Raw genomic sequence first — 24,456 nt, 5'->3', positions numbered from 1 at the left:
ACTTGGAAGGGCCTGTAGGCGCGAGCTTGCTCGCGAAAAACTCTGGATAGCGCGGGCACTCAGGCAGCACGCGTTATCGTTGACGTCCATCGCGAGCAAGCTCGCTCCTACAGGGGGGTGTCGTTTGCGAAACGCAGTCGTGTCAGTCGCCTATCGCTCGATGTTCCGGTTCCACCGTGCATTCCACGCGGGGCGCTGTTCGTTGACCTGATCCCAATCCACCGCGATTGCCGTCTCCAGGTATTGTTGCATCGCTTCGACCTGCCCACGGGTTCGTTCGGAGGTCGGGGTATTGGGGTTGGAAGGAATCTGGTCGCCGTCCTCAAGCGCGGCGGCCTGGGCTTCGGGGGTGAGCAGGAACTCGGCCAGTTTTTGCGCCAGTTGCGGTTGCGTGTTGTTGGCGATGGCGCATTCGGCGACGTTGAGCACCACGGCGCCTTCTTTCGGTTGTGCGTATTCCACTGGCATGCCCTTGAGCTTCAGGGCGGTGACCTGGGTCGGTGTCAGCGGGAACAGCGCCGCTTCATCGGTCTGGAGCATTTCTGAAATCTTTGCCGAGCTTGGAATATATTCCAGCACGTTGCGCCCGACGGTGTTTGGCCAGGCCTTGAAGCCCGGATCGACGTTGGTTTCGCTACCGCCCTGAATCCGGTTGAACATCAGGAAACCGTGCAGGCCGAAGGTGGAGGAGGCCATCGACTGGAACACCAGTTTGTCCTTGAAGCGCGGGTCAGCCATGTCCATCCACGAGGTCGGCGCGCTCCAGCCTTTCTCCTTGAACAGGCGTGTGTTGTAGGCCAGCCCGGTGACACCGAGGCTGACGGCCACCGCCTGATCCTTGATCCGCCCCTTGTCGGGAATCTGTGCCAGGGTCGGGTTGTCTTCGAGTTTGTCGCACAGGCCCATGGCGATGGCGCGGTACATGATGCCGTCGTCGAGGAACATCACATGCATCTGCGGGTTGTCCTTGCTGGCCTGGACCTTGGCCAGGATATCGGCGGAGGTACCGGGCACGATCACCACTTTGACGTTGTTGGCCTTCTCGAAAGCCGGCAGTACCTTGTCGGCGTAAAGCCGCTCCATGGTCCCGCCGTTCATGCCCAGGTAAAGCGTCGGTTCGGCGTGGGCCGGGGTGATGGTGAGCAGGGCGCTCATGCAGGACAAACCGAGCAGTGCGTTGCGTTTGAGGTTTTTCATTGGCGCGACCTTCCTCTATCAAGCTACGGAGATGGAGTGAAACCGGGTGATGGAAAACGCATCCAGCGACGTCTTTGACGCGCCGCTACAGATGATCTCGGTGAGCGCCTGGCCCACCGCCGGGCCGATCTGGAAACCGGCGCCGGCAAAGCCGAACGCATGCAACAGACCGGGCTGGGTACGGCTGTGGCTGATCACCGGCTGGCGATCAGGCAGGTAACCCTCGGTGCCGCTCCAGGTACGAATCGCCTGGGCACCTTCAAGAAACGGATAGAGCTCGACGGCCTGGCGCAGGATTTCCAGCACGGCGCCTTGACCGGGGCGGGCGCGGGCGTCGTCCAGCGCAAAGCCCTGGCCGCCACCCAACACGCAATTGCCCCGGGTGACCTGTCGCGCGTAGATGCCGCCACCCTCGACGCCGGTGCTGGCATCCATCACCAATGGCAGGGGTTCGGTGACCAGCATTGCCGGGTGCCCGGAATGCATCGGCACCGGTTCGCCGAATTGCGCGGCGATGCTGCCCGCCCAAGCCCCGGCGCAGTTCAGCAGCCAGGGTGCGCGCAACTGCAGGCCGTTTTGCGTGCGTACGCAAAAGCGCTGGCCGTCGTGTTCAACGGCACTGACCGCGCATTGTTCATGCACCTGCACACCGTGGCGCTGCGCTGCCCGGGCGAATGCAGGGGACACCAGACGCGGATTGGCGTGACCGTCATCCGGGCAATACGAGGCGCCCACCGCAACGTCTCCCACCCATGGAAAACGGCTGCGCAGTTCGGTGCGGTCAAGCACCTGCAAGTCGAGGCCGAAGCCCTGGCTGCTGGCGGCGTAGTCTTGCAGGGCACGCAAATCGTCTGTACTGCGGGCGAGTTTGAGGTGGCCGCTGCGTTGATATTCGCCGTCGATGCCGATCAATTGCGGCAGCTGCGCCCAGATGGCGTGGGCACGTTGCGACAGCGGCAATTGCGATAACGGTCGGCCCTGGCGGCGGACGCCACCGTAGTTGACGCCGCTGGAATGCGAACCGCAGAAGTCCCGCTCCAGCAGCACCACGCGACGCCCGGCCTTGCCAAGAAACAGCGCCGCCGAAGCACCGACGATGCCACCGCCGATGATCACTGCGTCGACTTCGATCATGCGTCGATCTCCAGGCCAAAGGGCAGCGGCTTGATGGGGGCCTGGGCCCGTAGCCGGCCAATGTCGGACACCGCGCGCTGGCTTTCGCAGGCGATGATCTCCGCTGCCGCCGCGCCGCACATCCGTCCCTGACAGCGGCCCATGCCGACCCGGCAATGGGCCTTGACCCGATTTATTTCCCAGTGACCCTCGCGCACCACTTCACGAATATCACCGGCGCGGACTTCTTCGCAGCGGCAGACCATCACGTCATCGGCGATGTCGGCAGCCCAGTTCTCGGGAAAGGCGAAGGCGCGTTCCAGGCCCTGACGAAAATCGCCGATGCGTTCCAGCACCTGTTCAAGCTGTAGGGTGCGCTGCGTCGGGATCAGGTAGCCGATGTCTTCGAGCAACGCCAATGCGGCGCGTTCGCCGGCCATTTCCGCGGCGTCGGCGCCCATGATCCCGGCGCCGTCACCGGCCAGGTATACCTCGGCGACGCTGCTGCGCCCGGCGCGATCGCGTTGTGGGAGCCAGGCGCGATTGAGCGGGTTCCAGGCAAAGTCGCAGCCGAGCAGGTCGGCGAGCTGGGTTTCGCTGCGCAGGCCGTGGGCGAAGGCGACGGCATCGCAGTTCAGTCGATGTTCGCCTTTTGCGTCGGACCAGATCAGCACCTGCACCCGTTGTTCGCCTGCGACGTGTTTCAAGGTGGCGCCCTGATGCACCGGGATGCCGTGGGCGGTCAGCCAGCCACGGTAATAGACGCCTTTGGCCAGTGTGGCCGGTTGTGACAGCAGGCCGGGCAGGGCACGAGCCTGGGCGCTGAAGGGGGAGCTGTCGAGTACTGCGAGCACCTTGGCGCCCGCCTTGGCGTACTGATATGCGACCAGGTACAGCAGCGGGCCGCTGCCGGCGAACACCACGCGCTCGCCGATGGCGCAACCCTGAAACTTCAAGGCGATCTGCGCCGCGCCGAGGCTGTAGACCCCGGGTAGCGTCCAGCCCGGCACCGGTAAAATCCGGTCGGTGGCGCCGGTGGCGACGATTACCCGGGAAAATTCCAGTCGTGCGGCACGTCCGTCCTGCAAGGTGTCGAGGGCGCCGTCCTCGGCATTCCACACCAGGGTTTCAGGGCGGTAATCGAGCAGTTCGCGCAACTCGTCGATGGTCTGGTGCAACGCACTGGCCTTGCGCGCTTCGAAGCCATACAGCTTGACTGGCGAACGCTTGAAGTTGGCCGGCTGACGCCGATAAATCTGTCCGCCGCCGCGTGCAGCTTCGTCCAGCAGCACCGGGTGAACGCCGTGGGCGACCAGGGTTTGCGCCGCACGAATACCGGCAGGGCCGGCGCCTATGACGACGACAGGTTTCATGCGTACCTCGGCTGCTGTGCTTTTGTGGGCGCGGGCTTGCTCGCGAAGACGGCGACCCATGCCGCTGAGATGTTGACTGGCAGGCCGCTTTCGCGGGCAAGCCCGCTCCCACAGTTGATCGGGGATGACCACGGTTTTTGTGCACGACGCCTGCCCCTTGTGGGAGCGGGCTTGCTCGCGAAGACGGCGACCCATGCCGCTGAGATGTTGACTGGCAGGCCGCTTTCGCGGGCAAGCCCGCTCCCACAGTTGATCGGGGATGACCACGGTTTTTGTGCACGACGCCGGCCCCTTGTGGGAGCGGGCTTGCTCGCGAAGGCGGCGACCCATGCCGCTGAGATGTTGACTGGCAGGCCGCTTTCGCGGGCAAGCCCGCTCCCACAGTTGATCGGGGATGACCACGGTTTTTGTGCACGACGCCGGCCCCTTGTGGGAGCGGGCTTGCTCGCGAAGGCGGCGACCCATGCCGCTGAGATGTTGACTGGCAGGCCGCTTTCGCGAGCAAGCGCGCTCCCACAGTTGATCGGGGATGACCACGGTTTTTGTGCACGACGCCGGCCCCTTGTGGGAGCGGGCTTGCTCGCGAAGACGGCGCCCCATGCCGCTGAGATGTTGACTGGCAGGCCGCTTTCGCGGGCAAGCGCGCTCTCACAGGGGATTCGGTTTCTGTAGTTGGAGTGGGTGTTCATATCGATCGCCCCGGTTCGCGGTTGATGTGTTGCCCGGCTTCTAGCAACGTCGAGCACGCACGTACCCGGCGGCCATCGCCCAGGCGCACCCAGCAGTCCTGGCAGGCGCCCATCAGGCAGAAGCCGGCGCGCGGTTCGGCGCTGAAGTCGCTGCCGCGCAGGTGATCGCTGCAGGTCAGCACCGCTGTCAGCACGGTGTCGCCGAGCAAGCCGCTGGCCGGTTGGCCGTCGAGAGTAAAGTCCAGGACCGGGCGGTCGCCTTCGGCCAGTCGTTTCAGCAGAGCCATGGCGCCCTCATTGTTTGCCCACCAGAACCCGATCCAGGCCATAGACCCGATCGAGCAGAATCATGGTCAGCGCGGTCAGCGCGATGACCAGCGCCGACACCGCCGCCATCATCGGATCGATGGATTCGGTGGCGTAGACGTACATGCGTACCGGCAGGGTTTGCGTGGCCGGCGAGGTGACGAAGATCGACAGGGTGACTTCGTCGAAACTGTTGATGAATGCCAATAGCCAGCCACCGGCGACCCCCGGCAGGATCATCGGCAAAGTGATCTGCCGGAATAGCGTGAAACGCCCGGCACCCAAGGATTGCGCGGCGTGTTCGGCGCTGCGATCCAGGCCGATGGCCGACGCCAGCACCAGTCGCAGTACGTACGGGGTGATGACCAGCACATGGGCGAAGATCAGCCAGGCAAAGCTGCCGTTGACCCCCATCAGCGCAAACAAACGCAGTAGCGCCACACCCAGTACCAGGTGCGGAATGATGATTGGCGACAGAAATAGCCCGTTGAAAAAATCCCGGCCAGGGAATTCAAAACGAGTGATCGCCAGCGCCGCCGGCACGGCAATCAGCGTCGCCAGACTGGCCGCGCTGAACGCCAGAATCAGGCTGTTGTAGAAGGCATCGACAAAGTCGGCGCGCTCGAACACGGCCCGGAACCAGCGCAGGGAAAACTCGGTGGTCGGCAGGCTCAGGGTGTTCTGGGGAGTGAAGGCCACCAGGCACACCATCACCAGCGGTGCGAGCATGAACAGCACCACCAGGGTGTGAAACAGCAGGGCGAAAGAACCGTTCCTGGACATGACGAATTATCCCAATGACTTCTTGTAGCGGCCTTCGATCATGCGGTTCCACGACAGCATGATCAGCAGGTTGATGAGCAGCAGAGCCACGGCGATGGCCGCGCCCATGGGCCAGTTGAGTTCCGACAGGTACTGGTCGTAGATCAGCGTGGCGACCATCTTCAGGCGACGTCCGCCGAGCAGGCCGGGAATGGCGAAGGAGCTGGCGGCGAGGCCGAACACGATCAGGGTGCCGGACAGGATGCCGGGCATGATCTGCGGCAATACCACCTGGCGAATCACCGTGAAGTGGCCGGCGCCCAGCGACAACGCAGCTTGTTCAGCGGCCGGGTCGAGTTTCTGCAGCGAGGTCCACACCGGAATGATCATGAACGGCAGCATCACGTGAACCAACGCAATCACCACCGCGAACGGCGTGTAGAGCAGCTTCATCGGCGAGCCACCGAAGGCTTGCAGGGTCTGGTTGATCAGGCCGTCGGCGCCGAGCAGCAGGCTCCAGCCGAAGGCGCGTACTACGACCGAGATCAGCAGCGGAGTGAGGATCAGGATCAAAAAAATCGAACGCCACGGCGCCCCCATGCGGCTGAGGATGTACGCTTCGGGAACCCCGATCAGCACGCAGAGCAAGGTGGTGAGGGCGCTGATCCACAGGGTGCGCAGAAAAATCTCGTAGAAGTACGGATCGCCCAGCAGGCTGTCGTAGTGTTCGATGGTGTAGGCGTCGCCCTTGATCCCCGAGCCGTAGTCGAAGACGTTGAACGACAGCAGCAGCGTCAGCATCAGCGGGATCACCAGCAGGCTGACATACAACGCCAGGGCGGGCGCCGACAGCAGGTAACCCTGACGCCCCTGGCGAATGGCGGCGAGTGCACTCATGCCGTCACCTCATCGACGCTCAGTACCCGCAACAGCGCTGCGTCCCAGTCAAGGCCAACCGGCGTGCCTTCGCTCAATGGTGCCGAGCCGTCGTTGCGGCGCACCACGCAGAGTTCGCCCAGGGTCGTCGACACACCGTACAGCCATTGGCTGCCGAGGAAGAAACGGCTGCTGACCTTGCCTTGCAGGCGACCAACGCCAGCCTCGCGCAGGTCGATTTTCTCCGGGCGCAGGCTCAGGGTCAGGTCGCCATCGCCACGTCCGCACACCTGAACCACACCGGCCGTGTCGCGTTCACCGGGCAGCAGGTTGGCTTTGCCGACGAACCCGGAAATGAACTCGGTACGCGGGTGTTCGTAGAGGGTGTAGGGCGCGTCGATCTGGGTGATGCGTCCGGCCTGCATCACCACCACGCGGTCGCTGATCGACAGGGCTTCAGACTGGTCGTGGGTGACCATCAGCGTGGTGATGCCGACCTCACGCTGGATGCGGCGGATCTCGAATTGCATCTCTTCGCGCAGATTGGCGTCGAGGTTGGACAGCGGTTCATCGAGCAGCAGCACCGGTGGCTGGATCACCAAAGCCCGAGCCAGAGCTACACGCTGACGCTGGCCGCCGGACAGCTCCCGTGGGTAGCGCTCGGCATGCTGATGCAGGCGCACCAGTTTCAGTACCCGCTCAACCCGCTGCCGGATCTCGGCATTCGGCACCTTGCGCATGCGCAGGCCGAAGGCGACGTTGTCCTTGACGGTCATGTGCGGGAACAGCGCGTAACTCTGGAACACCACGCCCAGGCCACGGCTGGCGGGCTTGGCATGGGTGATGTCACGACCGTCCAGGACGATACGCCCGCTGGTGACTTCAACGAAGCCGGCGATCATTTGCAGGGTGGTGGTTTTACCGCATCCGGAAGGGCCGAGCAGGGAAACGAATTCGCCTTTCTCCACCGAGAGGTCGGTGGCGACCACGGCGTCGATTTCACCGTAGCGTTTGCCGAGTTTTTCAAGTTGCACAAAAGCCATGACTGCGCCTCCACCTGAGATTGTTATGCGTCGCCCGAAGGCGCGCTTTTTTGTATGGGCAGATACGAAAAAATGATTCCGGGGGGCGTTGGCGCTCGACTTGAGTCGGCTGCCGCTGTTGTTCGAATCGCCCCTGTCTGGACGCAGATTAGGACGAAGACTAGGATGGGCTCAATGGCCTATTTCACTGAAGCGCTGACTATTTTCAGTTTCATTCGGTGAGTAAATTAATTGTCGAGAAAATTAATGTCTGATTCCATTGAGCGGAATGAAAATAAAAATGACGTCGGTGTCGGCGCCGTCTCACGACTGTTTGCGGTGCTGCGTGCGCTGGGCGATACCGTCGAGGGCGGGGAGCGCGTGACGCAACTGGCGCAACACATCGGTTTGTCGCAACCGACCACCCACCGCTTGCTGCGCAACCTGATGGATGAGGGCATGGTCGAGCAGGACGCGCGCAGCAAACGCTATCGACTGAGCCTCGATTTTTTTGCACTGGCCGCCCGTGCGGGCAACAGCGGCAACTTGCGCGAACTGGTGCGCCCGGCGTTACTACGGCTTTCGGCATCGCTGGGGGATTCGTTGTTTCTGCTGGCGCGCAGCGGCTTTGATGCAATCTGCCTGGATCGCAGTGAAGGGCCGTTTCCGATTCGTACGTTCACCGGTGACATCGGCGGGCGCGTGGCATTGGGGGTGGGGCAGGGCAGCCTGGCAATCCTGGCGTTCCTGCCGGAAGAGGAGCGCGACACGGTGATCCATTACAACCTGCCGCGGCTGAAGGATTTCCATCTGTATGACGAGGTGTTCCTGCGCTCGGAAGTCGAGAATGTGCGCAAGCTCGGTTACGCCGGGCGCAACACCGGGGTGCTGCAGGGCATGGCCGGTGTGGCGGTGCCGATTCTTGACCGTGAAGGCCGGGCGGTGGCGGCGTTGAGCGTGGCGACCGTGAGTGATCGCCTGGGGCCGGATCGCTTGCCGACGGTGGTGGAAATGCTCAAGCGTGAAGCGGCGCTGATCGGGCCGCGGATCAATCCGTTCGATCCGTTGCTGCGGCGGCCTTCTCAAATATTTGGACAGGGGTGAGTCACCACCGATCCCCTGTGGGAGCGGGCTTGCTCGCGAAGGCGGTGTATCAGATAAATGAATGTCGACTGACACTCCGCTTTCGCGAGCAAGCCCTCTCCCACAATAGAACAGTGTTCCATTCATGTTCTGTGGGTGTGATTAGAACTGCGCGGTCTGCCTCAGCATCTGCGCTGCCGGCGTATCTGCCGGGCTGACCATCGCATAGTTGTAACCGCTCCCCGACCAATACTCGGCCTGCAAGTCGCCATCACTGCGACTGCCTCTTGGCAGCATGAAGTTTTTCGGTCCCGGTGGGCGCACGTAGAAGCTGATTTTCTGCCCGCCCTCATTCTCGTAGACCACCATTGCCGCCGGCCCTTGTTCGGTGCTGAGCAAGCGCCCGCTGGCCGGTTTGAAGCCTGCCCTCGACAGGTCAGGCAAGCGATTGGCCTGGGTGAAATAACGGTCGAGCCAGCCCTGCATGTCGCCGTCGTCGCTGGCCTTGTAGTCGGCTGGCAGGATCCCTTGCTGGGCAATCAGACGATAGGCCTGCAGCGCATCGGTCATCGGCAGCTGTGCGCCAGTGAAGGTCATCTCACGGGCCTGCCAGCCACTGAAGCCGCCGACGCTGACCGCGATCAGCAATACGGCCGCGCTGGCCAGATGTTGCCGCGATTGGCGTTTCAGGCGTTGGCGAATCACGGCCGGATCGAGCTCCGGGTTGGCCGGTTGCTGCAAGGCGCCGCCGAGGGCTGTGCGCAGTTGCCGGGCGTCCAGTTGCCAGGCGCACACTTGCGCGGAAATTTCCGGATTGCCGGCCAGAAAAGTCTCTACCAGGTGTCGGTCGGCGTCGTTGAGTTGGTGGTCGACGTAGGCGTGCAGGTCACGCTCGCTTGGGGGCATGCTGATCATTTGAGTCTCCGCAGGGATGGGCGGTTGATTTCGCCATCGCTGAGTTGGCGCAGGGCCTGGCGAGCCCGGGACAGGCGGGACATCACGGTGCCGGTGGGTACGTCGAGAATCTTGGCGACCTCTTTGTAGCTCAAGCCTTCCACCGACACCCAGAGCAGCAGCGCCCGTTGTTCGGTGGGCAGTTGATCGAAGGCGTTGAGGGTGGACTGTGCAATCACGGAACGCTCCACCGAGGGCTGTGCATCATCACGCCCGGTGAAGAATTCGAGCATGCGTGCATAGCGCCGGGAGCGGCGGTGCGCATCGAGAAACTGCCGATAGAGAATCGAGAACAGCCAGGCGCGCAAATCGCCCTCGGGACGTTTGCCGCCCCAACTCGACAACGCTCGCTCCAGGCTCGCCTGCACCAGGTCGTCAGCGCTGCTGGTGTTGCGCGTCAACGACACGGCAAACCGCCGCAATCCGGGAATGATTTCTCTCAGTTGTTCGTCGATATCGTTCATGAAGTTCTGACTAGCCACTACGCTGGATTGTGGACCAGGAAGACGCCCGGCACTCGAGGTTATTCCACGCAAAAAAAAATAAACACCGCACGCAGGAATAAACCGGTGTGCGGTTCGTCTGCTTGATTCTTCTCACTTGTGGCCGATGGCCCTGGAGTCTTTCATGGTAGATCGATCATCACCGCCAACCCGGCCACCCTTGAGTGCGGCGAGCCTGACATTGCGTCTGGCCGGCATTGCCGTGGTCGTTGCCGCAATGGCTGGGGCGTTTGCCTACGTTAATGGCACCTTTGACCCACAGCGCCTGACGCCGAAGAAACTGATCAACGTACTGGAAACCAACAATGGCGTGCATCCCGGTTTCCGACGCAACCATTCCAAAGGCGTGTGCGTGATCGGGCATTTCGAGAGCAGCGGCGAGGTACGCAGTTATTCCACCGCTCAGGTGTTCAACGAAGCGCGGACGCCGGTGGTTGGGCGTTTCGCCTTGCCGGCCGGCAATCCCTACGCACCGGACAGTGCCGTGCCGATCCGCAGCATGGCTTTGCGTTTCACTCAAGCCAACGGCCAGCAGTGGCGCACGGGGATGAACAGCATGCCGGTGTTCCCTGTGGGCACGCCCGAGGCGTTCTATCAATTGCAAAAAGCCCAGTCGCCAGACCCGTCCACCGGCAAACCGGACCCTAAGGCGGTGCCCGCATTTTTTGCTTCGCACCCGGAAGCCGCACCGTTCCTGGCCTGGATCAAAACCGCCAAACCGTCGGCCAGTTACGTGACCGAAAACTACAACAGCGTCAATGCGTTCTACCTGGTCAACGCCGCCGGCCAACGCCAGGCCGTGCGCTGGAACATGGTGCCACTGGCCCAGGACGCACCGGGGGCCACGGCACCGCAAGGCAATGATTTCCTCGAGAAAGACCTGGTGCAGCGTATAGCCGCCGGCCCGCTGCGTTGGCAGTTGAACATCACACTGGCCAATCCCGGCGATCCGGTCAACGACGCCAGCAAAGCCTGGCCGGAGGGGCGCAAGGTGTTGAATGCCGGCACGCTGGTGCTGGAAAGCACCCAGCCGCAACTCAACGGCGAATGCCGTGATATCAACTACGACCCGCTGGTGTTGCCTGCCGGGATCGAAGGTTCCGACGACCCGTTGCTCGCCGCTCGTTCAGCCGGTTACGCCAATTCCTACCTGCGTCGCACCAGCGAAGTCAGCCAGTTGCCCGCCGCCAAACAGGAGACCCGGCAATGAGCACCCAACCGAACCACTTCGCTCCACTGGCGCGTCTGCTGCACTGGCTGATGGCGCTGATGATCATCGCCATGCTGTTTATCGGTGCCGGCATGGTTGCCTCGGTGTCCGAGCGTCATGAATGGCTGATTCATTTGCACAAACCCTTGGGCATCGCGATTTTGCTGTTGGTGATCGTGCGGCTGGTGGTGCGCTTTTCCACCACGCAGCCACCGCTGCCGGCGGATCTGCCGGGCTGGCAAGCGCTGGCGGCCAAGGCGTCGCATGTGTTGCTGTACGCCTTGATGCTGGTCTTGCCGCTGCTGGGTTGGGCGATGATTTCGGCCTCGGGTGAACCGGTGATGCTCAGCAGTTCGTTACAGTTGCCGTCGATTGTGCCGGCGAACGCGCAGATGTTTGCGTTTTTGCGCAAGTCGCACGGGTATCTGGCGTATCTACTGTTTCTGACCGTGTTGCTGCATTTGGCGGCCGCGTTGTTTCACGGCTGGGTGCGGCGAGATGAAGTACTGGACAGCATGTTGCGGGGCAAGGATCGCGGTTAATCGCCGCCTGAAAAAAGATCGCAGCCTTCGGCAGCGCCTACAGAGGTACGCCGATTCCTGTAGGCGCTGCCGAAGGCTGCGATCTTTTGATCTTGAAAGGGTGATCAGCGCAAGGTATCGACCATATCCGCAACGGTGGTCAGCACATCCTTGCCCAGTTGCTTCGAACGCTTGCCCGACCAACCGGTTTCCGCGTTCGGATGGTCGTCGTGGTCCTTGAAGGGCATTTCCAGGGTCAGCGACAGGCAGTCGTACTTCTGGCCAACACTGTTGCAGGCCAGCGTCATGTTGGCCTGGCCCGGTTCGTCGCGGGTGTAGCCGTACTTGGTCTGGAAGTCTTTGGTGGTGTGCTTCAGGTGGCTGCGGAAGTGTTCCTCAAGCTTTGCGATCCGTGGCGTGTAGCCTGGATTACCTTCGCAACCGGCGGTGAATACGTGAGGAATTTCCTCATCACCATGGATGTCGAGGAACAGGTCGACGCCGTACTGTTCCATCTGCTGCTGAACGAACAGCACTTCCGGGCTGGCTTCCTGGCTGGCGCTCTGCCAGGCACGATTGAGGTCCTGGCCCATGGCGTTGGTGCGCAGGTGGCCGTGGAAAGCGCCGTCCGGGTTCATGTTTGGCACCAGGTACAGGTCGGCGCTGGCCAGCAGTCTGTTCAGCACAGGGTCGTCTTGTTTTTCCAGGCGCTCGATCACGCCTTCCATGAACCACTCGGCCATGTGCTCGCCTGGATGTTGCTGGGCAATCATCCACACCTTGCGTCGGCCTTCGGCCCCGGTGCCTTTGCGCAGCAACTGGATGTCGCGGCCTTCGACGCTCTTGCCGGTGGCCAGCAGTTCGGTGCCGGCCTTGGTCAGTGCCTGCTCGATCAGCCAGTCGTGGCGGCCACGGCTGTAGGGCTCGAAGTAAGCGAACCAGGCGTGGGTCTGCTCGGCCTCGAGGCAGAAACGCAGGCAGTCGCCTTCGAAAATGGTGGGTACGCGGAACCAGTTGACATGATCGTAGGACGCCACTGCCTGATAACCGGTCCAGGCTTTGTTATAGGAAGATTGGCTGGCATTGTTCAGGCGAAACCAGTGCTCCTGGCCGACGTGCAGGCCGCTGGCCTTGAAGTGGAACCACTGAAAATGGGCGCTGCGGGTGTCCGGGCGAATGGCCAGAAGCGGTTTGAGCGGATCGCTGATGTCTATGACTTGGATGTTGCCGCTGTCGAAGTTGGCACTGATGTCGAAAGAGGATTTAGCCACGCTCATAATCGGGTCCTGAATATGATTTTTATGGCGGCTACTTTACACGCAAGAGTGGGGTGAAACCGAAGGAAATTGCGGGGTGCAGAGGTGGGGGCGTCCTCCTTGACGCTGTCGCAGCTTAGAGGCTGTGCGATTGACTCTCAAGCGCTATTTGTCGTCGGTTAGAACCAATGATGCCGGGCTTTTCTTGCCAGCTGGCATTCTTTTGCTATCATCCGCGCCATCGAATTTGCGACACCTGAAGACTTCATTAGCCTGAAGCCAAAGCCAGAAAAACTGGCAAAAAAAGACCCGGCAAAAAGCCGGGTCAAAAACCGTGATTAGCCTGATGAGGAGATAGTCCAGGAGACCGACCTAAGGTCACCTGGTCCATCGACTGATCTCGCGACCAGTTGGTGCAATAGTAATCATTCTCGTTTGCAAGTCAAATGTTTTTACCTGCCCGATAGGGAAATTCTTTCCTGTCCTCTTGTTTTGCGTTCTCACCTCAAACCGTTTGCATAGCCTTCCAGCGATCGATCAACCATCGCCCTGGCCATGTCGATCATGTGCACTGTCGAAAACGCCAGGTCGCGATTTGCGCCTTGCAGGTGATTGGCTGACTCGTACGCGGTGGCGGCAGCACAGCGCAACAGGTCTGATGCGTGGACCAGCGCCTCTTCGCCTTTGATGTTGCGGTTCACATCAAAAAAACGCGGCTCGACCACCTCCTCTGAAACAGCTGGTTTCAAGTAATAGTCCAGCGCGCGTTGCGCCGCCGCTGAGTCCAGGGGCGAGGTAAGGGTGGTGTCGATTTGCATGTCGTGCAGGTCGTTGGCGGGTATGTTCATGGCGATGACTAGCTCCGTGTTAGATTCAGATCCGTGAAACGATCCTAGTACGAAGTGTATTTGTGACGATAATTTAAATACTACAATTTGTGTTTTGATGGCCGGAGTCGCCCACGTATCGTGCCGCACATGGATAAATGGATTGAATTGGTCAAGGCCAAGATGAGTGAACTCAAAATCACTCAAGAGATACTCGCCGAGCGCCTCGGGATGTCCCAGGGCGGGATTGGCCACTGGCTCAACAAACGCCGTGAACCCGGCATCGAAGACATGAACCGTGTCCTGCGGGCACTGGGTCTCGAGTTTCTCGAAGTAGCGCTGGTGATCCGGGAACCGCAGGCGTCAACGGACGATGGAATCCCTCTGGCGCAGAAGTACAACCCGTATTTCCGCTACCCGGTCAGTGACTGGCGCGAACCTGCCGAAGTGCGCGATGGCGAGGTCGCAGTGTATGGGAAAGGGCATTTCGAATTGTCCGATTACCACGCCCGGGGGCCGGCGTTCTGGTTGCGAGTAGCAGGCGACGCGATGACCGCACCCAATGGCATCAGCATCCCGGAAGGCATGCTGATCCTGGTGGATCCGGCCGTGGAAGCCGTGCCTGGCAAGCTGGTTATTGCCCAGTGGCCGGACAGCGCCGAAGCCACCTTCCGCAAGTTCATCGAAGAGGGCGGGCAGCGTTATCTGGTCCCGCTCAATCCGACGTATCCGAAAGCCTTGTACACCGAAGAGTGCCGAATCATCGGCGTGGTGGTTCAGGCAACGGCCAAGTTCTGATCAGATCGGTCCTCGCGATGCGTAGGACCGATCTTCATTTCACGCTTCTTCCAGTTCGACCAGCGCACTGCCTTCGCTGACCATTTCGCCTTCCTGGCAATACAGCGCCTTGATCACCCCGGCGTGGGGCGCACGGATGCTGTGTTCCATCTTCATCGCTTCAAGTACTACCAATTGCGCCCCGGCTTCGACCGATTGTCCGGCCTCCACCAGCACGCGGACGATGCTCCCGTTCATGGGGGCGGTCAGCCCGCCATGATGGCTGTGGCTGGCCTCGACGGCGCTGATCGGATCGTAAGACTCGATGCGACGCAACTCGCCATCCCATTGCAAATACACATGGTCGCCACGGCGTATTGCCCGGTGTTGACGGCGCACGCCAGCCTGCTCGGTCAGCAGATACTCGCCCTTGAGCCGAACGCTGTGGGCATTGATGTCGCCCAGCGTCAGTGCCTGGTCCTGGCCTTCACAACTCAGGTGAAGGGTGATTTCTCTCGGCAAGCCAGCGCGCAGCCCATTAGGCGCCGCCCACGGCGAACTCGGGTCATCGGCACGGGTTGCATGCGGTTGGCTCTGGGCAAACGCCTGGGCGGCGGCTTGCCAGAAATCATTGCTGAGCTCCGAGGGGGCCGGCAGCAACTGTTCCTGATAACGCGGAATGAAGCCGGTATCCAGTTCAGCAGCGGCAAATGCCGGGTGACCGATGATGCGCCGCAGGAAATTGATGTTGGTCTTCAACCCGCCGATGGCGAACTCGTCGAGCATGCTCAGCAGGCGCAAACGCGCCTGTTCACGGTCCTCGCCCCAGGCAATCAATTTGCCGAGCATCGGGTCGTAGAACGGCGAGATCTCGTCGCCTTCTTCAACACCGCTGTCGACTCGACGCCCCGGCCCCTGAGCGGATTCGCGATAAAGTTCCAGACGACCGGTCGCCGGCAGGAAATCATTGCCCGGATCTTCGGCATACAGTCGCACTTCGATCGCGTGTCCCACCAGCGGCACCTGATCCTGGGTCATCGGCAATGCTTCGCCGCGGGCCACGCGAATCTGCCAGGCCACCAGGTCGAGGCCGGTAATGGCTTCGGTGACCGGGTGTTCGACTTGCAGGCGGGTGTTCATCTCCATGAAGAAGAACTCGCCCCGCGCATCCAGCAGAAACTCCACGGTGCCGGCACCGACATAACCGATGGCCTGCGCCGAACGCACGGCGGCTTCACCCATGGCGCGCCGCAGCTCCGGGCTCAGGCCAGGTGCCGGCGCTTCTTCGACGACTTTCTGGTGCCGCCGCTGAATCGAGCAGTCGCGTTCATTGAGGTACAGGCAATTGCCGTGTTGGTCGGCGAACACCTGGATTTCCACGTGACGTGGCTTGAGCAGGTATTTCTCCACCAGCATCCGCGAGTCGCCGAACGACGATTGCGCTTCACGCTGGGCCGAGGCCAGGGCTTCGGCCAGTTGGCTGACGTCTTCGACCACTTTCATGCCTTTGCCGCCGCCACCTGCGGTGGCCTTGAGCAGCACCGGGTAGCCGATGCGTTCGCAGGCGTCGCGGAAGGTTTCGAGGTCCTGGGCTTCGCCGTGATAACCGGGGACCAGCGGCACGCCAGCGGTTTCCATCAAGGCTTTGGCGGCGGACTTGCTGCCCATGGCGTCGATGGCCGAGGCGGGTGGGCCGAGGAAAATCAGACCGGCGTTTTCGATGGCGCGGGCGAACCCGGCGTTCTCCGACAGAAAGCCGTAGCCGGGGTGAATCGCCTGGGCGCCGCTGGCTTTGGCAGCGGCAATCAGTTTGTCGATCTGCAGATAGCTGTCGGCGGCTTTGCTGCCACCCAGGTCAACACGAATGTCGGCTTCGCGGCTGTGCCGGGCGTCACGGTCGGTGGCGCTGTGCACGGCCACGGTGGTCAGGCCCAGGGCCTTGGCGGTGCGCATCACCCGGCAAGCGATTTCGCCACGGTTGGCCACCAGCAGGGTAGTGAGGACAGGTGCGCTCATCAACGGGGCTCCTTGGTGGTTTCGGCTTGCCAGCTCGGCGGACGTTTTTGCAGGAAGGCGCGCAAGCCTTCCTGGCCTTCGGGGCTGACACGGATGCGGGCGATGGCGTTTTCGGTGTAGCGGCGCAGGGCCGGGGTCAACGAGCCGTCGCCGACTTCACGCAACAAGTCCTTGCTGGCGCGCATCGCGGCGGGGCTGTTGAGCAGCAGATTGTCGATCCACTGTTCGACTTTCTGTTCCAGCTCGGCACTCGCATAGCTCTCCGACAACAAACCGATTTCCCGTGCCCGCTGCCCGCCGAAGCGCTCAGCGGTCAAGGCATAGCGACGTGCAGCACGCTCGCCAATGGCTTGCACCACAAACGGGCTGATCACCGCCGGCGCCAGGCCGATGCGCACTTCCGACAGACAGAACTGCGCGTCATCGGCACCGATGGCCATGTCGCAGCAACTGATCAGGCCCAGTGCGCCACCAAAGGCTGCGCCTTGCACCACTGCCAGCGTCGGGACTTTCAGCTTGGCCAGGTTGTACATCAACTCCGCCAGTTCCCGGGCGTCGTCGAGGTTGGTGGCGTAATCGAGTTCGGCCGATTGCTGCATCCAGGCCAGGTCGGCGCCGGCGCTGAAATGCTTGCCGCGCCCGCGCACGATCAGAAATCGCAGGCTGGCATCGCTCGCGACTTTGTCGAGGGCGAGGATCAGTTCGCGGATCATTTCGGCATTGAAAGCGTTGTTTTTTTCTTCACGGCTGAGCCAGAGAGTCGCAAAACCCCTTGGATCGCTCTGCAGTTCGAGGGTGTTGAAGTCGCTCATATTCGTCCGTCTCCACGGTCCTTGTGGGAGCGGGCTTGCTCGCGAAACGATTTTACGATTGCTGCGCAATCGAACGGGAGCAAGCTCCCTCGCCACACAAGCCCGCTCCCACAGAAAATCACATCCGGAACACGCCGAAGCGGCTCGGTTCGATTGGCGCGTTCAACGACGCGGACAAGGCCAGGGCCAGTACGTCGCGGGTCTGGGCCGGGTCGATAACACCGTCGTCCCACAGGCGCGCGCTGGAATAGTAGGGGTGACCCTGTTCTTCGTACTGGTCGAGGATCGGTTGCTTGATCTCGGCTTCCTGTTCGGCGCTGAAACCCTGGCCGCTGCGTTCGGCCTGTTCGCGCTTGACCTGCACCAGCACACCGGCAGCCTGTTCGGCACCCATCACGCCGATGCGCGCATTCGGCCACATCCACAAAAAGCGCGGATCATAGGCTCGGCCGCACATGCCGTAGTTACCGGCACCGAAACTGCCGCCGATGATCACGGTGAATTTCGGTACCTTGGCGCACGCCACGGCCGTCACCAGTTTCGCGCCGTGCTTGGCGATGCCGCCGGCTTCGTACTTCTGGCCGACCATGAAGCCGGTGATGTTCTGCAAGAACAGCAGCGGGATGCCGCGCTGACAAGCCAGTTCGATAAAGTGCGCGCCTTTTTGCGCGGCCTCGGCGAACAGGATGCCGTTGTTGGCGAGGATCGCGATCGGGTAACCGTGCAGGTGGGCAAAACCGCACACCAGTGTGGTGCCGAATAGCGCCTTGAATTCATCGAACACCGAACCGTCCACCAGCCGCGCAATGACTTCACGCACATCGAACGGTTGCTTGGCGTCGGCCGGGACCACGCCGTACAACTCGTCACTGCTGTAGAGCGGGGCGATCGGAGTGCGTTGCTGAACCTCACCTTGCTTGCGCCAGTTGAGGTTGGCGATGCTGCGGCGGGCGAGGGCCAGGGCGTGTTCGTCGCTTTCGGCGTAGTGGTCGGCCACCCCGGAAATCTTGCAGTGCACATCGGCCCCGCCGAGGTCTTCGGCACTGACCACTTCACCGGTCGCGGCTTTCACCAGCGGCGGGCCGGCGAGAAAGATCGTCGCTTGTTCGCGGACCATGATTGCTTCGTCGGCCATCGCCGGTACATACGCGCCACCAGCGGTGCACGAGCCCATGACCACGGCGATTTGCGGGATGCCCAGGGCGCTCATGTTGGCCTGGTTGAAGAAGATCCGGCCGAAGTGCTCGCGGTCGGGAAACACTTCATCCTGACGCGGCAGGTTGGCGCCGCCCGAATCCACCAGATAGATGCACGGCAGGCGATTCTGCTGGGCGATGGTCTGGGCGCGCAGGTGTTTTTTCACCGTCAGCGGGTAATACGAGCCACCTTTTACGGTGGCATCGTTGGCGACGATCATGCATTCGACGCCTTCCACACGGCCGATCCCGGCAATCACGCCAGCCGCCGGTACGTCCTCGCCATACACCGCGTAAGCCGCCAGTTGGCTGATTTCCAGAAACGGTGAGCCCGGATCCAGCAAACGGTTGATGCGCTCGCGAGGCAGCAATTTACCCCGCGAGGTGTGGCGTTCCTGAGCCTTCGGCCCACCACCCTGCGCCACTTGGGCGAGCAGGGTGTGCAGGGCGTCGACCTGTTTGAGCATCGCCGCGCTGTTGGCCGCGAACTCCGCTGAACGGGGGTTGAGCTGGGTATGCAGGGTAGCCATGGACAGCTCCGTTTAGCGGGTTTCGTTGAACAGTTCGCGACCGATCAGCATGCGACGGATCTCACTGGTGCCCGCGCCGATTTCGTACAGCTTGGCATCGCGCAACAGACGGCCGGCCGGGAATTCGTTGATGTAGCCGTTGCCACCGAGAATCTGGATCGCGTCGAGGGCCATTTGCGTGGCGCGTTCGGCGCTGTAGAGGATTACCCCGGCGGCGTCCTTGCGCGTGGTTTCGCCGCGCTCGCAAGCCTGGGCCACGGCGTACAGGTAGGCACGGCTGGCGTTGAGTTGGGTGTACATGTCGGCGACCTTGCCCTGGATCAACTGGAATTCGCCGATGCTCTGGCCGAACTGCTTGCGGTCATGGATATACGGCACGATCAGGTCCATGCACGCCTGCATGATCCCGGTCGGGCCGCCGGAGAGCACGACGCGCTCGTAGTCGAGGCCGCTCATCAATACCTTCACGCCGCCATTGAGCACGCCAAGGATGTTTTCTTCCGGCACTTTGACGTCATCGAAAAACAGCTCACAGGTGTTCGAACCGCGCATGCCGAGCTTGTCGAATTTGTTGCTGCGGCTGAAGCCTTTCCAGTCGCGCTCGACGATGAAGGCGGTAATGCCGTGCGGGCCTTTTTCCAGGTCGGTCTTGGCGTAGATCACGTAGGTGTTGGCGTCCGGACCGTTGGTGATCCAGGTTTTGCTGCCGTTGAGCACATAGTGATCGCCGCGTTTATCGGCGCGCAGTTTCATCGACACCACGTCGGAACCGGCATTCGGTTCGCTCATGGCCAAGGCGCCGATGTGTTCGCCGCTGATCAGTTTCGGCAGGTATTTGGCTTTCTGTTCGTGATTGCCGTTGCGGTTGATCTGGTTGACGCACAGGTTGGAATGCGCGCCGTAGGACAGGGCCACCGAGGCCGAGCCACGGCTGATTTCTTCCATGGCCACCACGTGGGCCAGGTAACCCAGGCCAGCGCCGCCGTATTCTTCCGGTACGGTGATGCCCAGCAGGCCCATGTCGCCGAATTTGCGCCACAGGTCGGCGGGGAACAGGTTGTCGATGTCGATCTGAGCGGCGCGCGGGGCGATCTCTTTGGCGACGAAGGACTGAACCTGATCGCGCAGCATGTCGATGGTTTCACCGAGGGCAAAGTTCAGGGATGGATAGCTCATGGGGCACCTTTTGGCTTTTTTGTCGGGTGGGGAGGACCGTGATTCGGTTCTCACCTTTACGTTAACGTAAGCCTGTGACGAATGGCTGTCAATCACCCTTTACGTTAACGTCAACTTGAGCGAGAGTAGAGCCAGTTCAAGATAGAACGCGGACCCATTCTGTGGTGATGGTCTGTGGTGAGGGGGCTTGCCCCCGTTGGGCTGCGAAGCAGCCCCAAAATTTCCGATGTATCGAAGATCTTGTGAGTGCTGCGCACTCAAACGGGGGCAAGCCCCCTCGCCACAGGTTGCTCCCACAGGTAGCCGCGGCAAGCCCATAAATAAAGACAATAGGGGTCGTCATGGATCAACCCAGTGCAAGCCCGCAACGCAGTTACACCCGTGGTTCCCAGGACAAAGCCTTGCTGGCGATGACCATCGGCCAGGCGTTCGACAACACGGTCGCGCAGTACCCGGACGGGGAGGCGCTGGTGGTGCGCCATCAACAGTTGCGTTACACCTGGCGGCAATTGGCTGAAGCTGCGGACCTGCACGCCAGAGCACTGCTGGCACTGGGACTGCAAGCCGGGGACCGCCTCGGCATCTGGGCGCCGAATTGCGCGCAGTGGTGCATCAGCCAGGTTGCCACCGCGAAAATCGGCGTGATCCTGGTCAACATCAATCCGGCCTACCGCAGCTCCGAACTCGAATACGTGTTAAAGCAATCCGGTTGCCAATGGCTGGTGTGTGCCGGGGCTTTCAAGACTTCGAACTATCACGCGATGCTGCAAGGCCTGGTGCCAGAGCTGGCCGAGCAATCCATCGGCCAGTTGCACAGCGAGCGGCTGCCGGAGTTGCGTGGCGTCATCAGCCTGGATGCGCAGCCGCCATCGGGGTTCCTGCCGTGGTCGCAACTGGCCGACCTGGCGGGCAGCGTGACGGTCGAGCAATTGCATGAACGCCAGGACAGCCTGCATTTCGATCAACCGGTGAACATCCAGTACACCTCCGGTACTACCGGTTTTCCCAAGGGCGCGACCCTCAGTCACTACAATATTCTCAACAACGGTTACATGGTCGGCGAAAGCCTGGGGCTGACGGCGGCCGATCGACTGGTGATTCCGGTGCCGCTGTATCACTGCTTCGGCATGGTCATGGGCAACCTCGGCTGCATCACCCATGGCAGCACGATGATTTATCCCAACGACGCATTCGATCCATTGCTGACCCTCGGCACTGTGGCTGAAGAAAAGGCCACGGCGCTGTACGGCGTACCGACCATGTTCATCGCCATGCTCGATCAACCACAACGTGCCGGGTTCGACCTGTCGAGCCTGCGCACCGGGATCATGGCGGGCGCGACCTGTCCTATCGAAGTGATGCGCCGGGTCATCAGCGAAATGCACATGAGCGAAGTGCAGATTGCCTACGGCATGACGGAAACCAGTCCGGTGTCGTTGCAAACCGGCCCCGCAGACGACCTGGAATTGCGCGTGACCACCGTCGGCCGCACCCAGCCGCAGCTTGAAAGCAAGATCATCGACGAAGCGGGCAACCTGGTGCCGCGCGGCACCATCGGTGAGCTGTGCACCCGCGGTTACAGCGTGATGCTTGGCTATTGGAACAACCCTGAAGGCACCGCAGAAGCCATCGACCAGGCAGGCTGGATGCACACCGGTGACCTGGCGAGCATGAACGATGAGGGTTACGTGTGCATTGCCGGGCGCAACAAGGACATGATCATCCGTGGCGGTGAGAATATTTACCCGCGGGAGCTGGAAGAGTTCTTCTTTACCCACCCGGCCGTGGCCGACGTGCAGGTAATTGGTATCCCGTGTTCGCGATATGGTGAAGAGATCGTCGCCTGGATCAAGTTTCACCCCGGCCACAGCGCCACCGAGCAAGAGCTGCAAACCTGGTGCAAGGAGCGCATCGCGCACTTCAAGACGCCGCGTTACTTCAAGTTCGTCGAGGAGTTTCCGATGACCGTGACGGGCAAGATCCAGAAATTCCGGATGCGCGAGATCAGTATCGAGGAGTTGCGCATCAACAAAGGCTGAGCACAACCCAATGTGGGAGCGGGCTTGCTCGCGAAGACGGTGCTTCAGTCAATACATGTATCGACTGATCCGACGCTTTCGCGAGCAAGCCCGCTCCCACAGTTTTGATCGAGGAAAACCTGAATGCCAGACAGCACAAAGGGGAGCCGAAGCTCCCCTTTAATTTTTTGTTGCGCGTGCTCTTTTTTTATTATTGAGGGGCGGTCTGTTTTTGTTTTTGGCAACCGTTGCCCTTTACTGCTGTTTTTGGCGATCCCCATCCGGGATCAAGAGCAAACGTATTTTTTTGAGCGCTGATCTACTTTCTCGCTGAGCGATCCAACCAGTTCGGGAGCTACCTGAAGGTAGTTTTATTATTCTCTGTCCGGTTGCGGGTAACTCCGAAAAGCACCCTGAAAAGCACATCTTCTCCAAAAAAATCTGTTAGCTGCGTCTCTGCCGTGTTGTTTTTGTTATGTCAGAGTCGTTACGTCTTGTTTTTATTAGGTTTGCTGCAATTTTTTTATTCTTGTTGTGCGATAGAGATAGCAGGAGCCGTGCCAACTTTTTAAAAGCCTTTAAAATCAACGGTTTGGAGTTTTGTAGGGTTTTCCGTCTCAGGCAAAACCCTACATTTTGTTTCCGTGTTACTCGCTTGCGTCCACGTTTGTGTCGATGCGGTAACACCTGGACACACACAGCACACTCACTGTGCGCTGCGGGCCCTGGCCACGCGGGAACCGGTAGGGCGACCCAATACGCTGCAAATCTGCTGTCCGGCGAGCATCAGTGCGTCGAGGTCGATTCCTGTGTCGATGCCCAGGCCGTTGAGCAGGTAAACCACGTCTTCAGTCGCGACGTTACCGCTGGCGCCCTTGGCATAGGGGCAGCCGCCGAGACCTGCGATGGAGCTGTCGAACACCGAGATGCCTTCCAGCAGGCTGGCGTAGATGTTGGCCACTGCCTGGCCGTAGGTGTCGTGGAAGTGCCCGGCGAGTTTTTCCCGGGGCACATCCTTCGATACCACTTCAAACATTTTCCGGGTCGCGCCAGCGGTGCCGGTACCGATGGTGTCGCCCAGCGAGACCTCATAGCAGCCCATGGCATAGAGCTCGCGGGCGACCAGGGCGACCTGCTCCGGTGCGACGTTACCTTCATAGGGGCATCCCAGCACACACGACACGTACCCGCGCACGGTAACCCCATGTTGTCTGGCGGCCTCCATGATCGGTACGAAACGGTCCAGGCTTTCGCTGATCGAGCAATTGATGTTGCGCCGGGAAAACGCTTCGGACGCCGCCGCGAACACGGCCACTTCCTTGACCCCGGCGGCGAGGGCATCTTCGAAACCGCGCAGGTTGGGAGCCAGAGCGCCATAGACCACACCCGGTTTGCGCTGTATCTGCGCGAAGACCTCGGCGGAACCGGCCATCTGCGGCACCCACTTGGGCGAAACAAAACTGCCGACTTCTATATAGCCGAGCCCGGCTGCGGTCAGTGCATCGACCAGTTGCACCTTGTCGGTAACACTGATGGGCCGGGCTTCATTTTGCAGACCGTCGCGTGGGCCGACTTCGACAATGCGTACGTGGGTGGGGAGGGACATAAGAGATTCACCTGTAGTCATGGTGAGCGGGGATCTAATGTGGGAGCGGGCTTGCTCGCGAAGGCGTCGGCTCAGTCGACATCAGTGTTGAATGACAAATTGCCTTCGCGAGCAAGCCCGCTCCCACAGTGGATCTTCATATGGTTACTGAGCCGATTCCTGGCTTTTGAGGGTCTGCTCCAGCGCCTGCACGCAGCGCTCTTCGGCGGTATCCAGTTCCAGTTTCATTTGTTCGATGTCCAGCAATTGCTGTTCAAGCTGCTCACGGCGCTCGCTGATTTTCGCCAGCATGCTGTGCAACTGTTTGGTGTTACCGCTAGACGGGTCGTAGAGCTCGATCAGCTCACGGCATTCAGCCAGCGAGAAACCGATGCGTTTACCCCGCAGGATCAGCTTCAGGCTGACCTTGTCGCGGGGCGAGTAAATGCGTTCCTGGCCACGGCGCTCGGGGCTGAGCAGGCCTTGCTCTTCATAAAAGCGAATGGCGCGGGTGGTGATGTCGAGCTCGCGGGCGAGGTCGGAAATGCTGTAGGTCTGGCTGCTCATGGAAGCGCTCGCAAAAGGTCATGGCGCTAAGCTAATGGCAGGTTGACGTTTACGTCAAGGGGCGCGAACTTTCAGTGTTTTTGCTGG

The 24,456-nt window shown here is 61.1% G+C and carries 22 protein-coding genes; 5 read left to right on the top strand and 17 right to left on the bottom strand.

Going from position 1 to position 24,456, the window contains the following annotated elements:
- Positions 1–150: 150 nt before the first annotated feature.
- The 7 genes from ABIA48_RS04445 to ABIA48_RS04415 form a co-directional block, all read right to left on the bottom strand.
- Positions 151–1,197 (bottom strand): ABC transporter substrate-binding protein, encoded by a 1,047-nt coding sequence (locus ABIA48_RS04445; protein WP_429487206.1) that lies wholly within the window; start codon positions 1,195–1,197, stop codon positions 151–153.
- An 18-nt stretch (positions 1,198–1,215) separates the two neighbouring features.
- On the bottom strand, positions 1,216–2,331 hold the full coding sequence (locus ABIA48_RS04440) for an NAD(P)/FAD-dependent oxidoreductase (protein WP_429487205.1): 1,116 nt from the start codon (positions 2,329–2,331) through the stop codon (positions 1,216–1,218).
- Positions 2,328–3,683, bottom strand: a complete 1,356-nt coding sequence (locus tag ABIA48_RS04435; RefSeq protein ID WP_429487204.1) for an FAD-dependent oxidoreductase — start codon at positions 3,681–3,683, stop codon at positions 2,328–2,330. The genes ABIA48_RS04440 and ABIA48_RS04435 overlap by 4 nt, the downstream gene beginning before the upstream one ends.
- Positions 3,684–4,368: 685 nt before the next feature.
- Positions 4,369–4,659 carry a (2Fe-2S)-binding protein gene (locus ABIA48_RS04430; RefSeq protein ID WP_095966538.1) on the bottom strand — a complete coding sequence of 97 codons (291 nt, stop codon included), beginning with the start codon at positions 4,657–4,659 and terminating at the stop codon, positions 4,369–4,371.
- A 7-nt stretch (positions 4,660–4,666) separates the two neighbouring features.
- On the bottom strand, positions 4,667–5,461 hold the full coding sequence (locus ABIA48_RS04425) for an ABC transporter permease (protein ID WP_429487203.1): 795 nt from the start codon (positions 5,459–5,461) through the stop codon (positions 4,667–4,669).
- Between the two features lie 6 nt (positions 5,462–5,467).
- On the bottom strand, positions 5,468–6,337 hold the full coding sequence (locus ABIA48_RS04420; protein ID WP_429487202.1) for an ABC transporter permease: 870 nt from the start codon (positions 6,335–6,337) through the stop codon (positions 5,468–5,470).
- Entirely contained in the window at positions 6,334–7,359 is a 1,026-nt protein-coding gene (locus ABIA48_RS04415; protein ID WP_429487201.1) for an ABC transporter ATP-binding protein, read from the bottom strand. Before ABIA48_RS04415 ends, ABIA48_RS04420 begins: the two co-directional genes overlap by 4 nt.
- A gap of 246 nt (positions 7,360–7,605) precedes the next feature.
- Between ABIA48_RS04415 and ABIA48_RS04410 the strand changes: the two genes are divergently transcribed.
- Positions 7,606–8,442: an IclR family transcriptional regulator gene (locus tag ABIA48_RS04410; protein ID WP_007992815.1), complete on the top strand. Its 837-nt coding sequence runs from the start codon at positions 7,606–7,608 to the stop codon at positions 8,440–8,442.
- Between the two features lie 141 nt (positions 8,443–8,583).
- Here ABIA48_RS04410 and ABIA48_RS04405 read toward each other — a convergent pair whose 3' ends face one another.
- A complete protein-coding gene (locus tag ABIA48_RS04405) occupies positions 8,584–9,336 on the bottom strand; it encodes an anti-sigma factor family protein (RefSeq protein ID WP_429487200.1) in 753 nt (250 codons plus the stop codon).
- The gene (locus tag ABIA48_RS04400; protein ID WP_429487199.1) at positions 9,333–9,839 is read right to left on the bottom strand and encodes a sigma-70 family RNA polymerase sigma factor; all 507 of its coding nucleotides are present in this window, start codon (positions 9,837–9,839) and stop codon (positions 9,333–9,335) included. The genes ABIA48_RS04405 and ABIA48_RS04400 overlap by 4 nt, the downstream gene beginning before the upstream one ends.
- A 163-nt stretch (positions 9,840–10,002) precedes the next feature.
- Between ABIA48_RS04400 and ABIA48_RS04395 the strand changes: the two genes are divergently transcribed.
- Both ABIA48_RS04395 and ABIA48_RS04390 read left to right on the top strand, forming a co-directional pair.
- The gene (locus tag ABIA48_RS04395) at positions 10,003–11,088 is read left to right on the top strand and encodes a catalase family peroxidase (protein ID WP_429487198.1); all 1,086 of its coding nucleotides are present in this window, start codon (positions 10,003–10,005) and stop codon (positions 11,086–11,088) included.
- Positions 11,085–11,630, top strand: coding sequence for a cytochrome b (locus ABIA48_RS04390; protein ID WP_429487197.1), 546 nt, complete (start codon positions 11,085–11,087; stop codon positions 11,628–11,630). Before ABIA48_RS04395 ends, ABIA48_RS04390 begins: the two co-directional genes overlap by 4 nt.
- 104 nt (positions 11,631–11,734) lie before the next feature.
- Here the strand turns inward: ABIA48_RS04390 and ABIA48_RS04385 are convergent, their stop codons facing one another.
- Together ABIA48_RS04385 and ABIA48_RS04380 are read right to left on the bottom strand one after the other, a co-directional pair.
- Complete coding sequence (locus ABIA48_RS04385) at positions 11,735–12,886, bottom strand: M14 family metallopeptidase (protein ID WP_429487196.1); 1,152 nt, start codon at positions 12,884–12,886, stop codon at positions 11,735–11,737.
- Positions 12,887–13,365: 479 nt separating this feature from the next.
- Positions 13,366–13,713: a DUF6124 family protein gene (locus tag ABIA48_RS04380; RefSeq protein WP_429487195.1), complete on the bottom strand. Its 348-nt coding sequence runs from the start codon at positions 13,711–13,713 to the stop codon at positions 13,366–13,368.
- 129 nt (positions 13,714–13,842) lie between these two features.
- Here ABIA48_RS04380 and ABIA48_RS04375 point away from each other — a divergent pair, with 129 nt between their 5' ends.
- A complete protein-coding gene (locus tag ABIA48_RS04375) occupies positions 13,843–14,490 on the top strand; it encodes a LexA family protein (protein ID WP_429487194.1) in 648 nt (215 codons plus the stop codon).
- A gap of 39 nt (positions 14,491–14,529) precedes the next feature.
- On the opposite strand, the gene ABIA48_RS04370 is transcribed toward ABIA48_RS04375, so the two are convergent.
- The 4 genes from ABIA48_RS04370 to ABIA48_RS04355 all read right to left on the bottom strand — a co-directional run bounded on the left by ABIA48_RS04370 (position 14,530) and on the right by ABIA48_RS04355 (position 20,199).
- Positions 14,530–16,485, bottom strand: coding sequence for an acetyl/propionyl/methylcrotonyl-CoA carboxylase subunit alpha (locus tag ABIA48_RS04370; RefSeq protein ID WP_429487193.1), 1,956 nt, complete (start codon positions 16,483–16,485; stop codon positions 14,530–14,532).
- Positions 16,485–17,297 carry a gamma-carboxygeranoyl-CoA hydratase gene (locus ABIA48_RS04365; RefSeq protein WP_429487192.1) on the bottom strand — a complete coding sequence of 271 codons (813 nt, stop codon included), beginning with the start codon at positions 17,295–17,297 and terminating at the stop codon, positions 16,485–16,487. The genes ABIA48_RS04370 and ABIA48_RS04365 overlap by 1 nt, the downstream gene beginning before the upstream one ends.
- A gap of 118 nt (positions 17,298–17,415) precedes the next feature.
- Positions 17,416–19,023, bottom strand: coding sequence for a carboxyl transferase domain-containing protein (locus tag ABIA48_RS04360; RefSeq protein ID WP_429487191.1), 1,608 nt, complete (start codon positions 19,021–19,023; stop codon positions 17,416–17,418).
- A gap of 12 nt (positions 19,024–19,035) precedes the next feature.
- Complete coding sequence (locus ABIA48_RS04355) at positions 19,036–20,199, bottom strand: isovaleryl-CoA dehydrogenase (protein ID WP_429487190.1); 1,164 nt, start codon at positions 20,197–20,199, stop codon at positions 19,036–19,038.
- A gap of 341 nt (positions 20,200–20,540) precedes the next feature.
- On the opposite strand from ABIA48_RS04355, the gene ABIA48_RS04350 reads away from it, so the two are divergent.
- Positions 20,541–22,238 (top strand): AMP-binding protein, encoded by a 1,698-nt coding sequence (locus ABIA48_RS04350; protein ID WP_429487189.1) that lies wholly within the window; start codon positions 20,541–20,543, stop codon positions 22,236–22,238.
- A gap of 685 nt (positions 22,239–22,923) precedes the next feature.
- Here ABIA48_RS04350 and ABIA48_RS04345 read toward each other — a convergent pair.
- Positions 22,924–23,823: a hydroxymethylglutaryl-CoA lyase gene (locus ABIA48_RS04345; protein WP_429487188.1), complete on the bottom strand. Its 900-nt coding sequence runs from the start codon at positions 23,821–23,823 to the stop codon at positions 22,924–22,926.
- A 144-nt stretch (positions 23,824–23,967) separates the two neighbouring features.
- Positions 23,968–24,369 carry a MerR family transcriptional regulator gene (locus tag ABIA48_RS04340; protein WP_429487187.1) on the bottom strand — a complete coding sequence of 134 codons (402 nt, stop codon included), beginning with the start codon at positions 24,367–24,369 and terminating at the stop codon, positions 23,968–23,970.
- Between the last annotated feature and the right edge of the window lie 87 nt (positions 24,370–24,456).

The organism is Pseudomonas sp. S30_BP2TU TE3576 (genome assembly GCF_050436025.1).
Classification (GTDB): domain Bacteria; phylum Pseudomonadota; class Gammaproteobacteria; order Pseudomonadales; family Pseudomonadaceae; genus Aquipseudomonas.
This window is presented reverse-complemented; position numbering and strand designations above follow the sequence as displayed.